The organism is Pontimonas sp. (genome assembly GCF_031581085.1).
Taxonomy (GTDB): Bacteria; Actinomycetota; Actinomycetes; order Actinomycetales; family Microbacteriaceae; genus Pontimonas.
In genome coordinates, this window is sequence record NZ_JAVLBO010000008.1 from 43346 (window position 1) to 57672 (window position 14327).

Annotated in this window: 15 protein-coding genes; 12 read left to right on the forward strand and 3 right to left on the reverse strand. The window is 60.2% G+C overall.

Annotation, left to right across the window (positions count from 1 at the left end; genetic code table 11):
• Nucleotides 1-219 precede the first annotated feature (219 nt).
• From RI518_RS03805 to iolB, 4 genes are all read left to right on the forward strand, one after another.
• The gene (locus RI518_RS03805) at nucleotides 220-921 is read left to right on the forward strand and encodes a CoA transferase subunit A (protein ID WP_310689391.1); all 702 of its coding nucleotides are present in this window, start codon (nucleotides 220-222) and stop codon (nucleotides 919-921) included.
• Nucleotides 922-923: 2 nt separating this feature from the next.
• On the forward strand, nucleotides 924-1583 hold the full coding sequence (locus tag RI518_RS03810) for a 3-oxoacid CoA-transferase subunit B (protein WP_310672127.1): 660 nt from the start codon (nucleotides 924-926) through the stop codon (nucleotides 1581-1583).
• Complete coding sequence (locus RI518_RS03815) at nucleotides 1580-2749, forward strand: acetyl-CoA C-acyltransferase (protein ID WP_310672126.1); 1170 nt, start codon at nucleotides 1580-1582, stop codon at nucleotides 2747-2749. The genes RI518_RS03810 and RI518_RS03815 overlap by 4 nt, the downstream gene beginning before the upstream one ends.
• A gap of 240 nt (nucleotides 2750-2989) precedes the next feature.
• Nucleotides 2990-3886 (forward strand): 5-deoxy-glucuronate isomerase, encoded by an 897-nt coding sequence (iolB, locus tag RI518_RS03820; RefSeq protein WP_310672125.1) that lies wholly within the window; start codon nucleotides 2990-2992, stop codon nucleotides 3884-3886.
• Nucleotides 3887-3963: 77 nt separating this feature from the next.
• Here iolB and RI518_RS03825 read toward each other — a convergent pair whose 3' ends face one another.
• A complete protein-coding gene (locus RI518_RS03825) occupies nucleotides 3964-4989 on the reverse strand; it encodes a LacI family DNA-binding transcriptional regulator (protein WP_310689392.1) in 1026 nt (341 codons plus the stop codon).
• 3 nt (nucleotides 4990-4992) lie between these two features.
• Complete coding sequence (locus RI518_RS03830; RefSeq protein ID WP_310672123.1) at nucleotides 4993-5985, reverse strand: Gfo/Idh/MocA family oxidoreductase; 993 nt, start codon at nucleotides 5983-5985, stop codon at nucleotides 4993-4995.
• Between the two features lie 165 nt (nucleotides 5986-6150).
• Here RI518_RS03830 and RI518_RS03835 point away from each other — a divergent pair, with 165 nt between their 5' ends.
• From RI518_RS03835 to RI518_RS03860, 6 genes are all read left to right on the forward strand, one after another.
• Entirely contained in the window at nucleotides 6151-6984 is an 834-nt protein-coding gene (locus RI518_RS03835; RefSeq protein ID WP_310689394.1) for a TIM barrel protein, read from the forward strand.
• Nucleotides 6981-7922: a 5-dehydro-2-deoxygluconokinase gene (gene iolC / locus RI518_RS03840; RefSeq protein ID WP_310672121.1), complete on the forward strand. Its 942-nt coding sequence runs from the start codon at nucleotides 6981-6983 to the stop codon at nucleotides 7920-7922. Before RI518_RS03835 ends, iolC begins: the two co-directional genes overlap by 4 nt.
• On the forward strand, nucleotides 7919-8812 hold the full coding sequence (locus RI518_RS03845) for a deoxyribose-phosphate aldolase (protein ID WP_310689396.1): 894 nt from the start codon (nucleotides 7919-7921) through the stop codon (nucleotides 8810-8812). The genes iolC and RI518_RS03845 overlap by 4 nt, the downstream gene beginning before the upstream one ends.
• 23 nt (nucleotides 8813-8835) lie before the next feature.
• Nucleotides 8836-10008, forward strand: a complete 1173-nt coding sequence (locus tag RI518_RS03850) for a Gfo/Idh/MocA family oxidoreductase (protein ID WP_310672119.1) — start codon at nucleotides 8836-8838, stop codon at nucleotides 10006-10008.
• A gap of 2 nt (nucleotides 10009-10010) precedes the next feature.
• Nucleotides 10011-11861, forward strand: a complete 1851-nt coding sequence (gene iolD / locus RI518_RS03855; RefSeq protein WP_310689398.1) for a 3D-(3,5/4)-trihydroxycyclohexane-1,2-dione acylhydrolase (decyclizing) — start codon at nucleotides 10011-10013, stop codon at nucleotides 11859-11861.
• 148 nt (nucleotides 11862-12009) lie between these two features.
• Nucleotides 12010-13020, forward strand: a complete 1011-nt coding sequence (locus RI518_RS03860; protein WP_310689399.1) for a ribokinase — start codon at nucleotides 12010-12012, stop codon at nucleotides 13018-13020.
• Nucleotides 13021-13113: 93 nt separating this feature from the next.
• Here the strand turns inward: RI518_RS03860 and RI518_RS03865 are convergent, their stop codons facing one another.
• Complete coding sequence (locus RI518_RS03865; RefSeq protein ID WP_310689400.1) at nucleotides 13114-13437, reverse strand: DUF4282 domain-containing protein; 324 nt, start codon at nucleotides 13435-13437, stop codon at nucleotides 13114-13116.
• Between the two features lie 194 nt (nucleotides 13438-13631).
• On the opposite strand from RI518_RS03865, the gene RI518_RS03870 reads away from it, so the two are divergent.
• Nucleotides 13632-13832, forward strand: a complete 201-nt coding sequence (locus tag RI518_RS03870; protein WP_310689402.1) for a hypothetical protein — start codon at nucleotides 13632-13634, stop codon at nucleotides 13830-13832.
• 198 nt (nucleotides 13833-14030) lie between these two features.
• A complete protein-coding gene (locus RI518_RS03875; protein WP_310689404.1) occupies nucleotides 14031-14306 on the forward strand; it encodes a hypothetical protein in 276 nt (91 codons plus the stop codon).
• Nucleotides 14307-14327: the final 21 nt, after the last annotated feature.

Below are 14327 nucleotides of genomic sequence, written 5' to 3' on the forward strand. Positions count from 1 at the left end.
GTATGCCCTAGGCCGCCGACGCGCCAGGTGCGCGAGAGGGGTCCAAAGAGCTGATGAACCAGCGGTGCCCTCACGCGACATCGTCGGGAATCGAGCGGTGGGGCGCGCTGGACACTCGTGGGCTACACTTTTTTTGGCTTGATGCGATCTACCCGTTCAGGCGGAAGGGTCAGTGGAATCGGACGCAGAGGGTGTGAACCAAGGCGAGGAGGCCAAGTCATGCGGGACAAATTGTGGGCAAGTGCTTCCGAAGCAGTCAGTGATCGAATCTCCGACGGGATGACCCTTGCGGTCGGGGGTTTTGGTCTCTCCGGCATCCCGTCGACACTGATCCACGCGATTCGCGATAGCGGGGCAAAAAACCTCACCATCGTCTCCAACAACATGGGGGTCGATGGGAAAGGTTTGGGCCTGCTAATCGAAAACAACCAAGTCGCCAAGGTCCTCTCGTCCTACGTCGGGGAAAACGCCCTTTTTGCGCAGCAGTTTCTCGAGGGCGTCTTGGACGTTGAGTTTGTCCCCCAGGGAACCCTGGCGGAGCGACTTCGGGCCGGTGGGGCTGGCATTCCAGCGTTTTATACCCCCACGGGCGTGGGAACCCCCGTGGCAGAAGGTAAAGAAGTCCGCGAGATTAACGGAACAACGGCGGTTCTCGAGATGGGAATTCGCGCCGATCTGAGTCTTGTCCACGCCCACACAGCTGATTTGGAGGGCAACCTGCGCTACCGACTCACGGCGCGCAATTTCAACCCGCTTGTGGCGATGGCGAGCTCGTTCACGGTCGCCGAGGTCGAACATGTGAGCCCTGAGTTTCTCGAGCCGGACTCGGTGATGACCCCTGGGGTGTTTATCCAGCGTGTGGTTCACGTGCCGGACCCGGTGAAAGACATTGAGCAGCGCACCGTCAGAGAGAGGGCATAGAGATGTGGACTAGAGAGGAAATGGCCGCAATTGCCGCGAGCGAATTGGAGGCCGGTCAATACATCAATTTAGGGATTGGCATTCCCACTCTGGTGGCCAATCACCTTCCTGAGGGCGTCCACGTCTCTTTGCAATCCGAAAACGGAATTATGGGTATGGGGCCTTTCCCGTTCGCCGGCGAGGAAGATCCTGACCTGATCAATGCGGGTAAGCAGACCGTGACGCTGGAGCCCGGCGCGAGCATCTTTGACTCGTCGACGTCATTTGCAATGATCCGGGGCGGTCACATCAACGTCGCGATTCTGGGTGCGCTGGAAGTCTCTGGTCGCGGTGATCTCGCGAATTGGACCATCCCCGGCAAGCTTGTCAAGGGGATGGGCGGCGCCATGGACCTGGTGGCGGGAATACCTCGCATCATTGTGCTCACCGACCATGTGGCAAAAGACGGTTCCCCCAAAATCGTCGAGCAATGCCAACTGCCGTTGACCGGCAGCGGAGTCGTGGGGCGAATCATCACTGATTTGGCGGTTTTTGAGGTAGAGAATCACGCCCTCACACTGATGGCCATTGCGCCGGGCCACGATGTGGAAGAAATCGTGGAAAAAACCGGAACACCTTTTCGACAGGCGCTATCCGCAGGCGACAGTGAGGTCACGCCATGACAGTAATCGCGTCCTACCAACGCACGCCCTTTGGTCGCCTAATGGGTGGGCTCAGCTCCCTCTCGGGGATGCAGCTTGGCGGCCACGCCATCGCTGCCGCACTCTCCGAAGCCCAGATCGACCCCACAGATGTGGACCTCGTGGTGGGCGGCCACGTGTTGCAGGCAGGACAGGGCCAAAATCCGATTCGTCAGTCCGCGATCGCGGCGGGGATTGGCCTGGACGTCCCCCAACTCACACTGAACGCGGTCTGCCTCTCGGGAGCCGAGGCCGTCTCCCACGGAACACGCCTCATCCGCTCAGGCGAAGCCCGCATTGTGGTGTGTGTGGGACAAGAGTCAATGAGTAAGGCCCCGCACGTGGTGAAAAACTCGAGATCGGGCACCAAATATGGCTCCCTGGAAGTCATTGACTCCCTCGAATTCGACGGGTTGACCGATGCGTTCTCCACAGAATCCATGGGCCTTGGCACGGAGAAAGTCAACGCGGAGCTTGGGATTTCTCGCGAAGAACAAGACGCTGTGGCGGTCGAATCTCATCGTCGTGCAGCGAGCAACGACGATTTTCTCGCCAATGAAATCACTCCCGTCGAGGTCGTCTTGGGTCGCGAGACTGTTCACATTTCCCAGGATGAGGGAGTTCGACCCGAGACTTCGATGGAGTCAGTCTCACGACTCAAGCCCGCTTTTGACAGCGCGGGGACGATCACTGCCGCGAATGCGTCGCCGATTTCGGATGGGGCGGCAGCGATTGTGTTAATGAGCCCCGAGGAAGCGACCAAGCGGAGCATCTCTGGCCTCGCCACCGTCGAGGCACACGCGCTAGTTGCGGGGCCCACCACCGCCCTGCACTCCCAACCTTCACGCGCCATCTCGCAGGCTCTTCGCTCGGTCAACGTCGAACCGGACGCTCTCGCCGCGGTGGAGATCAATGAAGCTTTCGCGTCGGTCGTCATCCAGTCCGCGCGCGACCTCGGCCTTTCCCTGGATGTCGTCAATAAGAAGGGGGGCGCTATTGCGTTTGGCCACCCCATTGGCGCATCGGGTACCCGAATTGTGGGCACACTTGCCCGGCAACTTGCCGAATTCGGCCCGGACACATGGGGCGCTGCGGGCATTTGTGGTGGCGGCGGCCAAGGATCGGGACTGGTTTTACGCTCGCGCTAACGATCTGTTCGGGCAATGCCCGAGACGCGATTGGGAAACACGGTGGTCCACCGCGTACTTGGCTGCACGTTCACCCGGGTGTGTGCAGTCTGAGCGAAGCCCGCGCTGCGCCTGGGCTGTGGCTGAAGCTGGGCTGTGGATGAATTTGGGCGAGGGTAATCGGCCCAACTCTGTTTGTGGTTCTATGGTGGAGGCCGAAGACATCGTCGTAGTCGATTGTGCAACAGCGGAGGTTGGATTATGAGTCAGTGGTATTACCCCAAAGGGTCCCTGCGACAAGGCCCGTGGGAAGCTGTTGTCGATGAAAGCCTGCCGGGCTGGCAGTACACCGGAATGCGCATCGCCGACTCTGCCGATTCCGATCACTTCACCATCCCCGCAGATGGCAAAGAGCGCGTGATTTATATGTTGAGCGGAAAGGCGACGTCGGTGACCTACACAGTCGACGGCGAGAGTTCCACCGTCACCCTTGACGGCCGTGTGTCTGTTTTTCACGGTGCCGTGGATTACCTCTACCTTCCGATCAACACGGAGATTTCATTTTCGACTGACGGCCGGGTAATGGTCGTTGAAGCCGTAGCCTCGGTGAGCAAACCGGTGTCTCTGAGAAAAGCCGCCGATGTCCCGCTGTTGTTGCGAGGGGCGGGAAGATCCAGCCGACAAATTCATGATTACGGTGGCGTCGACCACCTCGATGCCGACCGCATGGTCGCTGTTGAAGTGGTGGCACCAGCCGGCAACTGGTCAGGCGTTCCACCGCACAAGCACGACACCTACATACCCGGGGTGGAATCAAACCTCGAAGAGGTGTACTACTTCGAACTCGCCCCGGATCGCTCTCATGCACCCGAGGGTGAAGTCGACCCGATCGCCTATTTCCGGACATACAGTTCCGATGAACGGGAAATGGACGAAATGATGGAGATTCGAAGCGGCGACATTGTGCTCGTTCCCTACGGCTACCACGGACCGGCGGCCCCCATGCCCGGTTACGATCTGTACTTCACCAATGTGATGGCGGGGCCAGACCCCGATCGCTCGTGGAGAGTCACCGATGATCCGCGACACGTCTGGATTCGAGATATGTGGGAATCTGAAGAGGTCGACCCGCGACTTCCCTATCGAGCCGAGGACTAACTCGACCTCCAGCGACCGATTCGCTCATCTACCCCGTGTAGGCGGATGCGTGGGCAGGCACGCCAGGCCAACTGGCCTCATGAGGCACTGGAGCGCGGGTGTGCAGGAGGCGGTCCTGTCGTGCCCCGCACCACCACGCGGGAGGCGACCTGGTCGTGCTGAGCTGGCCGCTGCGGCTGATCGAGGCGCTCCAACATGCGTGTCGCGGCCAGTCGGCCGAGTTCGGCGAGCGGCTGCGCAACCGTGGTCAGGTTGATGCTTCGAAGGCCGGCGAGTCGAATACCGTCGTAGCCAATCACGGAAATGTCTTCCGGGACCCTCAAACCCGCTTCTTCGACGGCGGCGATGGCTCCCATCGCCGCAATATCGTTGACGACAAAAAGAGCAGTGGGGTCCCCCTGCAGCGCCTCTTGGGCCGCTCGATACCCGGCGCTATCGGTCAGGCCTCCGGAGACGATCGTCGAATAGTTGGCAAGAGCGTGATCCTCCATCGCCTCGGAGTAGCCACGAGCCCGCGCATGAGATACCGGGTTATCTCCTCCGCTGAGGCAGACAATTCGCTCGTGTCCCAAGCTCGCAAGATGATCTACCGCGAGCCGTGCGCCCGAGATGTCGTCGTTGCAGACCATGTCCATCCGGCTGATGGGAATATCGTCTCGTGTGACCGTGACGGTCGGAATTTCCCGGGCGACTGCCTTCAGCACATCGGCACTGAGTCGATGGGAAATCAAAATGAGACCCTCGATCTGAAACTCCTGGAGGGTGTTGATCTGGCGGTGTTCGAGAGTTGGATCCTCTCCCCCGCTCACCAACATCGTGCTGAAGCCGTGCTGGCGCACTTCGGTTTGAACGCCATCGAGAATTTCGGCGAAGACCGGGTTGTGAAGATCGAGTACGAGGACACCGAGTGTGCGACTTTTTTGAATGGCCAGGCTTCTGGCCGCCGCGTTGAGCCGATAGCCAAGGTCCTGGGCCGCCCGCTCAATCCTCAACCGACTTTTCTCGCTCACCTTGGGTGACCCCGAAAGGGCGAGAGACACCAACGATTTGGACACACCGGCTCGAGATGCGACATCAAGAATCGTGGGTCTCGACGCAGACATTGCCTATCCGATGTCCGCGACGGCCACCGGGCGCGATGTCCGAATCGATTCTTCGCAGGCGATGGCGACCCGCAGGCTCTCCAAGGCGGAATCCGCTGGGGTCGGATTGTCGATTTCACCCGCAGCGAAGGAGACAAAGGATTCTGTCTCCTTCGCGAAAGCCCCCCGGAAACGATCGACAAATCCGGTGTAGGGATTGTCATTGAGCCCCAGGTCGCCCTCGAGTGTGCGCAGCGGAGTGCGAGTGTTCAGCCCCGCTGAGACCGAATCTTGGGAACCGAACACTTCTAATCGCACATCGTGTCCCAGAGCATCGTGGCGAGTGCCGGTAATGACCACCTGCATCCCCTCGGTGGTCACCAGGGAAATCGTCGCCACGTCGGCATCGTCAGCGGCCGCGTAATCCTGATGTTCCCGGACCTGCTTTCTCGCGAACACAGAATCGATTTCACTCCCACTGAGCCAGCGCACCAGATCAAAATCGTGGACGTGGAGGTCACGGAAAATTCCTCCGCTTCCGGCGATGAATTCTGTCGTACTCGGAGTGTGGTCGCGAGACGCCATCGACATCGAATAAAGCGTTCCGATCCGACCAGACTGGAGAGTGTCGTATACGCCGCGAATGGCCTCGTCAAAGCGACGCTGGAACCCAATCTGCATCGCCGAGCCACTCTCAGCGGCCAAGCTGATTGCTGAGGCGGTGTCCTCGAGGGTCAACGCGACCGGCTTTTCACACAACACCGGAATTCCTTGGGGCAAGACTCCCTTGAGGACAAAGTCGTGGGCGTCCGTTCCAACGGCAACGACGGCGGCGTCGGCAACTTTTTCGCCAATCTGATCCCAGGGCAACACGGTCGCGCCCCACTCCTGCGCGAGGCTTTCTGCTCGGCTGGCATTGCGGTTGGTCACGACCACTTCGGACACGCGCGGATCGGCCACGAGGTCTTCGACCCGAATCGCCCCCATACGCCCCGCTCCGACGACTAAGACTCGCATGGTGTGCTCCTTCGTTTTCGACCAACCGTGTGTTGCACCTGTTTCGAGAGTCTGCCATACTTATTGGAACGTTCCAAAGAAGGGGTGCCGAAAGTGGACTTTTTATCTCGTGTCGCATCCGCCCCGATTTCCTGGGGCGTCTGCGAGGTGCCCGGCTGGGGTGCGATGTTGCCCACATCGCGCGTACTGGGCGAAATGGCCGGCCTGGGCTTCAGCGCAACAGAATTAGGCGCGCCTGGTTTTCTCCCCGACTCCCCCGATGACGTAAAAAACACACTCTCGGGCTTTGGGATGTCTCTGCTGGGAGGGTTCACACCGGTCGTACTTCACGACAAGTCCCAGAGGGAGGCGACCATTGCCAGCGCACGGGCGACGGCAAAGCTGTTTCAAGATGCCGGTGCCACCAAATTCATCTCCTCGGTAGTTCAAGACATGGAGTGGACAGTACCCCAGCCCCTCAGCGCTGACGAGCGGTCTCACATGGCCGAAATGTTTGGAATCATCGACGACATTTGCGCCGAGCACGGCCTCGAACAGGTACTCCACCCCCACGTTCAAACGCTCGTCGAAACAAAAGACGACATCTCCCGAGTACTGGACTCCTCCGACGTGCACTTCTGTCTGGACACCGGCCACATGGCCTTTGGGGGTCAGGACCCAGTGGATTTCGCAAAAGACGCGATGGACCGAGTGGGCCACGTCCACCTCAAAGACATTCGCTTAGACATGGTGGGACCCGTCCTTCGCCGGGAAGTCTCTCTGATGGAAGCGACCCAAGCAGGAATTTTCACCCCCCTGGGACAGGGTGATGTCGACATCATGGGCGTGATTCAGACGCTCGAGAGGTCGGGATACGACGGCTGGTACGTGATCGAGCAGGACACCGCCATCACCAACGGGCTGCCCGGTGAGGGCGAGGGCCCCTTGGACGAAGTCACCGCATCGTTGCGGTACCTCGTCGAAGAGGTTGCGCCCACGCTGGAAAATCAGTCGACATGACGGTTGATGTGCTCAGCGTCGGTCGCATCAGTGTCGACCTCTACGCGATGGAGCCCCACAAAAGCTTCGCGGAGCAGCAGAGCTTTCGAAAGTCGGTAGGCGGAAGTCCCACAAACGTGGCGGTAGCCGCGGCGCGACTTGGTCACCACGCCGTGCTCGCGACCAAAGTCGGCGATGATGATTTTGGCCACTACGTGACAAACCGCCTCGCGGAAATGGGTGTGGACACCGAATTCATCGGTCGAGTCGCCGGAGAACCCACTCCTTTGGCCTTTGCTGCCCTGACTCCCCCGGAAACTCCCACGATCATGTTTTACCGAGGAGCCTCCGCCCCCGATACCCAACTGGACCCCTCAGACGTTCCCGCCTCGACCGTGGCGGAGGCCACAGTGCTCTGGATCAGTCAAGGCTCACTCGCCCAGGGAAGCACTGCGGAAACCTGCGTGGAGTGGATGACTCTTCGAGGGGCAAATCAGCACACGGTTCTCGACCTCGACTACCGCCCCTCGCTGTGGTCATCTGTCGATGAGGCGAGGGACATGGCCCAGCGGGCGATTTCCCTCGCCAGCACGGTGGTGGGAAATGCCGAAGAGTGCGAGGTGGCCCTTGGCGTGAGTGATCCAGATGCTGCTGCCGATGCACTGCTTGAGGCAGGAGTGCGTCTTGCCGTGATCAAACTCGGTGCAGGCGGGGCTTTATTGGCCAGCGCCGAAGAGCGCATTCGCGTTCAGCCCACCCCGATCGACGTGGTGTGTGGACTGGGCGCGGGAGATGCTTTTGGAGGCGCACTGTGCCACGGATTGATCGAGGGGCTAAGCCTGGAAGAAATCGGGTCTCTCGCTAATGCTGCAGGTGCCCACGTCGCGGGGCAACTCACCTGCTCCGATGCGATGCCGACCCTCAGTGAACTCCACTCGGCCTTGAGTGACTCCGCATGAGTGTGAGCTCGGAGCAGTATCGGGAACTACTCGAACAACGAGTGTTCCGACCGGAAGCCTTTACTCACGCCCTGCAGAACAGGAAACGTCGCCCCGTCGCGGGCGATGATGGCAAGTTGCTGCTGGTGGCCTCGGACCACACGGCGCGGGGCAAAATTAGCCTTCAATCCAATCCAGTTGCCATGGCTGATCGGCACACCCTTCTCGACCACTTGGTCCGGGTGCTCTCGCGTCCCGACGTCGATGGTGTCCTCGGAAGCGCCGACGTTCTAGAAGAGCTGGCCTGGCTCGGCGCCCTGGAAGGCAAAGTAGCGGTGGGAACGATGAACCGCGGAGGCATCGTCGGTGCGACCTGGGAGCTCGACGACCGCGTCACCTCCTACGACGCGGAGCACATCGAATCAATGGGGTTGGATGGCGGTAAAACGCTCATCCGAATCGACTATTCAGACCCCGCGGTCGCACAAACCCTCGAGACGGTGGCCTCAATCACCACAGAGTTAGCTGACCGAAAACTACTTTCCATGATCGAGCCGCTGCCTTACCAGAAAGACGCTTCAGGCCGCGCCACACTCGATCCCTCCGATGACGCCCTGATCACCGTGGTGGCCATCGCCTCTGGGCTGGGAGCCTCTTCGGCCTACACCTGGCTGAAAATCCCGGCCAGTGAACGTATGGCCGAAGCAGCGGGAGCGACCACGCTGCCGATCCTCATGCTCGGTGGCGACCCCACCAACGGCGTCGATCGGATCTTCTCCCTGTGGGAAAAGGGAATGCGGGAGCCAAACGTTCGAGGCCTGCTCGCCGGTCGGACTCTGCTCTACCCACCGGATGGTGAACTCGACGCAACAGCCGAGCGTGCCGCAAAAATTGTCAGACCGACCCCGTAACCATCAGAAAGGCACCAGCCACTATGAACACAAAACTCGGTGTTGCAGTGCTCGGTCTTGGCTGGATGGGCCAAGTCCACGCGCGCTCGATGCTTCGCATCCCGTCACTTTTTCCGCAGCGATCTTTTGATCCCACACTCGTCGTCTGCGCGGATACCGAAGAGGAGCGTCGGAACCGAGCAGTCAACGACTTTGGCTTTCAGCGTGCGGTCTCCGACTGGCGTGAGGCTGTCGAAGCCGACGACGTCGACGTGGTCTGGGTGACCGCTCCCAATATGTTGCACCTGCCGATGATCGAAGCAGCTACTGCCGCGGGCAAAGCCGTCTTTAGTGAAAAACCCATTGGGGGTAAACCAGAACAAACGGTGCGCGCAAATGAACTGGCGCGTGCCGCGGGAGTGCGCACCGCGGTGGGCTACAACTACCTCTGGGCACCGCTGGTGCTCCACGCCCGCGATTTAATTGCCTCCGGCGCACTCGGCGAGATCACCCACTACCGGGGTCGTTTCCTCTCCATGTACGGCAGTGACGAAATGGGCCTGTTGACCTGGCGATTTATGATGGAACAGGGGGGATATGGTGCAACGAGCGACGTTCTCAGCCATGCGATTTCGCTTGCCCACTTCCTCGTGGGCGACATCACAGAGGTCGTCGGGATGAAAAACACCACCATTCCTGAGCGCCCGCTCCCCACGGGGGCCGCCAGCCACTACGGGCGAGGAAAGCCAGAAGACCCCAAGGGCGCCGTCGAAAACGAAGATTTCGCGTCGATGCTGTGTTGGTTCTCCAATGGTGCAACCGGAACATTCGAATCCAGTCGCACGACGGTCGGGCCGGAGAGCCAAAATGCGTTCGAAATTTACGGCACAAAGGGCGCCCTGTCGTGGAACCTGGAAAAGATCAATGAGTTGCAGTACTACCGGCTCACCGACGACATCAGTTCGGGTTACACCACCATTTACGGCGGAGACCGCTTCCCCTTTCACGGCGCTTTCGCGCCGGGACAGGCGAACTCGATCGGACTCGAGGATCTGATGACCATCGAGGACTACTCATTCCTCGAAGCCATCGCCACGGGAAGTGACTTCTCTCCCAGTTTTACCGAAGCAGTCGATGTGGTGAGTGTTCAACAGGCTCTGATCAACTCGTGGGACTCACGCTCCTTCGAGCCCGTCGTGAACCTAGGGGGGAAATAACAATGCACGGCAAAACTGTTCGCATCACGGTCGCTGAAGCAATCGTGCGGTATCTCGTTGCGCAGCGGACCATCGTCGACGGCGAGAACCAGCCGCTGTTCCCCGGTGTTTATGGAATTTTTGGGCACGGTAACGTGACAAGCCTCGGTCATTCACTGGAAATGCACCGAGAGGAACTTCCGGTGTGGCGGGGGCAAAACGAACAAGGGATGGCGCTGGCTGCCACGGCATTTGCCAAGGCCACCCGTCGCCAACAGATCATGGTTGCCACCTCATCGATTGGGCCCGGGGCCACCAATATGGTGACCGCTGCCGGTGTCGCCATGGCCAACCGCCTGCCTGTGCTGTTCATCTCTGGCGATACCTTTGTCTCACGCCTGCCCGACCCCGTTCTTCAGCAGGTGGAGCACTTCGGGATGCCCTCGACGACGGTCAATGACGCTTTTCAGTCGGTCACGCGCTACTGGGACCGCATCACTCACCCGGCGCAGATTCTGAGCTCACTGCCACACGCTGTGGCGACCATGCTCGATCCCGGCGACTGCGGCCCCGCATTCTTGGGCCTGCCCCAGGACATTGCCGCGGAAGCATACGACTACCCGGAGTCGTTTTTCGAGACCGTCACGCACCAGACTGCGCGCCCACGTCCAGACACGGCCCAGCTCGCCTCCGCGGCACAGGTAATCAAGGACGCGAAGCGGCCCGTCATTATTGCGGGAGGAGGAGTGCACTACTCACAGGCCGAAGCAGAGTTGGCAGCTTTTGCCTCCGATCACCACATTCCCGTGGTGGAGACAGTAGCGGGCAAGTCCTCTCTTCTGGCAAGCCACCCCTGCTACGCGGGGCCCATCGGGGTCACGGGAGCCGGGGCCGCGAACGCCGTGGTCAGCAAAGCCGACGTCGTGATCGCACTGGGCACTCGGCTGGAAGACTTCACGACAGGCTCCTGGACGGTCTTTGACGCCTCCGCCCAATTCGTCGCGATCAACGCCGCACGCTTTGACACCACCAAGCACCGTGCCGTGCCCGTCGTGGCCGACGCTCGTGAAGCCCTCACAGAGCTCACGGAAGTATTGGGCAGCTGGAGTAGTGAGCAGACCTGGTTCGATCAGGCGAAGACCCATCGCGGCGAATTGGATGCGTTTGTGCACTCCCGCGTCTCCGATGACGGCGTGTGGCCCCCCAGCTATGCCCAACTGGTGGGACTGGTCAACCAACAGGCCACCACAGAGGACTACGTCCTCACCGCGGCCGGTGGGCTCCCCGGCGAGCTCAACATCAACTGGATGACCAAAGGCATAGCCACCTTCGACTGCGAGTACGGGTTTAGCTGCATGGGCTACGAAATTTCCGGCGCGTGGGGTGCAGCAATGGCCAGAACGACCGGAGAGGTCTTTTCGCTCGTCGGTGACGGCTCCTACCTGATGATGAACTCGGACATCTACTCGTCTGTCCTCTCCGGACACAAGATGATTCTTGTGGTCTGTGACAACGAAGGCTACGCCGTGATTGAGAGGCTCCAAACCGGCCAAGGCGGGGCGTCCTACAACAACATGTTGGCCGATTCCAATGGCACCGGCACCGACGTCCGCGTCGATTTTCGTGCTCACGCCGCCGCCATGGGGGCACTCACCCACGAAGTGTCAAGCCTTTCCGAGTTCGAAGAAGCCCTCGCATCAGCGCGGGCGGCCGATCGCACGACCGTGATCGTGACCAAGGTGCGCGCAAAGGACTTCACCGAAGGCGGTGCCTTTTGGCAGGTCGGCGTCCCCGAGGTGTCAGAGCGCTCCAGTGTGGTCGCCGCACGCGAGTCAATGGATGCCGGGCTGAAAGCACAACGCCCCGGGGTCTAACCCACACAGGATCGTCAAGGAAAGAGCCCACCGAATGGCAACGGGAGGACACCCGACCGCGGTATCGGACTGACCACCCAGCGCTGTCTTCTGGGGGCGGCCGTGGGAGCTTCCTGTCGGCCTACGGCGCCGTCGCAGTGACATACTAATGAGCGTGACAATCGACGAGAACAATGGCACTGCTGACGCTCAGGTAGCCGACATCGTGGTCCTCGGCAACACCAATGTGGACCTCGTCGCCTACGTTCCTCACGAAGTCGCTGAGGGGGAAACCGTTATTGCCTCCGACTTCAAGATTGGACTGGGGGGCAAGGGCGCCAACCAAGCGGTCGCCACGACACGAGCCGGGAGCCGCGTGAGCTTTATTGGCTGCGTGGGAGATGACTCTTTTGGCGAAATGATGCAGGAGGGCCTCTCCGGTGAGGGCATCGACCTGGCGCATCTAAAAAAAGTCGATGGCGCCTCGGGTAATGCGACTATTTGGGTTCAGCCCGATGGGGCCAACCGTATTTCAGTGTTTATGGGCGCCTCGGCGGAGCTCACACCAGAAGACGTCGAAGACGCTGTGGCGAGTAACGCACAAGCACATTTTTTTGTGAGCCAGCTCGAGCTGGGTCAAGAGGTCGTGCGTGCAGGCCTCAGCAGCGCGAAAGCACACGGTATGACCACGGTGTTCAATATCGCCCCCTATGCGCCCCTTCTGCCCGAAATACTCGACACCACCGACTGGTTGATTGCCAATGAGGGCGAAATTGAAGAATTGCTGCGCCAGGCGGGCCTAGAAGCCTCCCTCGACGCCTCACCCCAAGAACTCCTTGCGCACATTCCCTCGTGGTCTGAAGCGATTGGCACCAACCTGGTCGTGACCATGGGCTCCAAGGGCGCGCTCGGCTATGCGATCGGATCGGAGCCCTACTTTGCCACCGCGCCGAAGGTGGCAGCCGTTGACTCGGTAGGCGCAGGTGATTGTTTTGTCGGCTATTTTGTTGCTGCCCTCAGCGGTGGCTATTCGTGGCAGCAAGCCCTTGGAACGGGGGTTCACGCCGCGTCTGAGAGTGTGCAGCGCTTCGGGGCCCAGGCGTCCTACCCTCCGCGAGAAGACGCCACCCGTTTCCTCACCGCCGGTGAGCACGGACCCCTAAACGCGCCAACCCGGTAAGACCGGACACTCGTCTTACCGGGTGTCTGCAGGCCCAGCCGGCGACGTTGCTCTGGATCACAGCTCACGCCACCTCTCATAGGTGGCGTGACCCTATTTCGTGTCTTTCAAGGACTCGGTGTTGCGCGCCACGGCAATGAGAGCCACAGTCGCCTCAAAACTCAGCCTGATGAGCAACACGGCGATGAATAGCACCAGTGGCACACCGACAAGGGCGAAGAGAATCGAGAGGCCACCGTCAAGCAGCAACGAGAAGAACGCCACCACACCAAAGAGGCCCAACAGCGCCAGGATGATGACATACAGCACACCGGCGACCCGGAGGGTCACCCACTCTTCGAATTTCAGATCAAACAGGGCTGCAAAGAAGCCCTTCTGCTGGACAGGGGCTCCAGTCATGCCGGAACTATCGGTCATCAGTCTTCCTCTTCTCAACCGCGGCTCCCGCATGGGTGGGAAGCATCGTCTTTGAGGCTAGTCGTCACTCGGCACTGTGGCTAGTGCGCCAATGAGCTCTTGCCCCATATGCCCAAAAAAACATGGCACTTGGGCCGAATGCATCGGCCGCCTAGCGGCCACTTCGCATCACACCACGAATGACACGGTGGGACATGATGGCCAGCAGCGACAGGCTGGAGAGCACGCCACACACACTCAGAAAAGAGCCGATAGAGAACACGCTGCCAAACGACCCGATGGAGCCGATCGAGAAAGCCGACCCGATTGACCCGATCGACATGAAGGAGTTGTGCGAGGCGATCGAATACCGAGAGCTCTTCTGCCGACTCTTCGTTGGTGTCTCCACGGCCTAGTCCTCCCCTTCTAAGTCACGCGTCCAACCACACCCGCCCACACAGAAGTCGTTTCCCCACACCCACGGAGTTCGACACCGGGGACAATACTCGGGCTCTGGTCCAGACACAGGACAAGGGTAATTCGTCTACCCACCGTCGACAATCAGAAACAGCGCCACGCTTTCGCCCTGTGGGGGTAAATGCGATGCTGGCGAGATGGATATGTTCAGCATTGCCGGTGGACTGATCATCATCGGCGCATTCTTGTGGTTTGTCGGCAAAGCACTGTCAATCTGGGCCGACACCTTTAGCTCCAACACCAGCACCCCGTCGACGCCCCCAGCCCCCACCAAAAGACAGGGTGGACCCGACGCAAACGGTGATCACCCCGACGGGATGAACGAGGGGGATTTCCACTCAGGCCCTGGCGGTTACGAACCCGGCACCGCTTACCCCGAAACCCACTACGGCGAATACGGCCGGGACGAATAGCCTCCCCACGGGGAACGCCAC

Coding starts and splice junctions, on each gene's coding strand:
- RI518_RS03850 (WP_310672119.1), top strand. CDS start 8,836: ATGAACACAAAACTCGGTGTTGCAGTGCTCGGTCTTGGCTGGATGGGC.
- iolC (WP_310672121.1), top strand. CDS start 6,981: ATGACGGTTGATGTGCTCAGCGTCGGTCGCATCAGTGTCGACCTCTAC.
- RI518_RS03815 (WP_310672126.1), top strand. CDS start 1,580: ATGACAGTAATCGCGTCCTACCAACGCACGCCCTTTGGTCGCCTAATG.
- RI518_RS03875 (WP_310689404.1), top strand. CDS start 14,031: ATGGATATGTTCAGCATTGCCGGTGGACTGATCATCATCGGCGCATTC.
- RI518_RS03835 (WP_310689394.1), top strand. CDS start 6,151: ATGTTGCCCACATCGCGCGTACTGGGCGAAATGGCCGGCCTGGGCTTC.
- RI518_RS03825 (WP_310689392.1), bottom strand. CDS start 4,989: ATGTCTGCGTCGAGACCCACGATTCTTGATGTCGCATCTCGAGCCGGT.
- RI518_RS03870 (WP_310689402.1), top strand. CDS start 13,632: ATGATGGCCAGCAGCGACAGGCTGGAGAGCACGCCACACACACTCAGA.
- RI518_RS03860 (WP_310689399.1), top strand. CDS start 12,010: ATGAGCGTGACAATCGACGAGAACAATGGCACTGCTGACGCTCAGGTA.
- RI518_RS03845 (WP_310689396.1), top strand. CDS start 7,919: ATGAGTGTGAGCTCGGAGCAGTATCGGGAACTACTCGAACAACGAGTG.
- RI518_RS03865 (WP_310689400.1), bottom strand. CDS start 13,437: ATGACCGATAGTTCCGGCATGACTGGAGCCCCTGTCCAGCAGAAGGGC.
- iolB (WP_310672125.1), top strand. CDS start 2,990: ATGAGTCAGTGGTATTACCCCAAAGGGTCCCTGCGACAAGGCCCGTGG.
- RI518_RS03830 (WP_310672123.1), bottom strand. CDS start 5,985: ATGCGAGTCTTAGTCGTCGGAGCGGGGCGTATGGGGGCGATTCGGGTC.
- RI518_RS03810 (WP_310672127.1), top strand. CDS start 924: ATGTGGACTAGAGAGGAAATGGCCGCAATTGCCGCGAGCGAATTGGAG.
- iolD (WP_310689398.1), top strand. CDS start 10,011: ATGCACGGCAAAACTGTTCGCATCACGGTCGCTGAAGCAATCGTGCGG.
- RI518_RS03805 (WP_310689391.1), top strand. CDS start 220: ATGCGGGACAAATTGTGGGCAAGTGCTTCCGAAGCAGTCAGTGATCGA.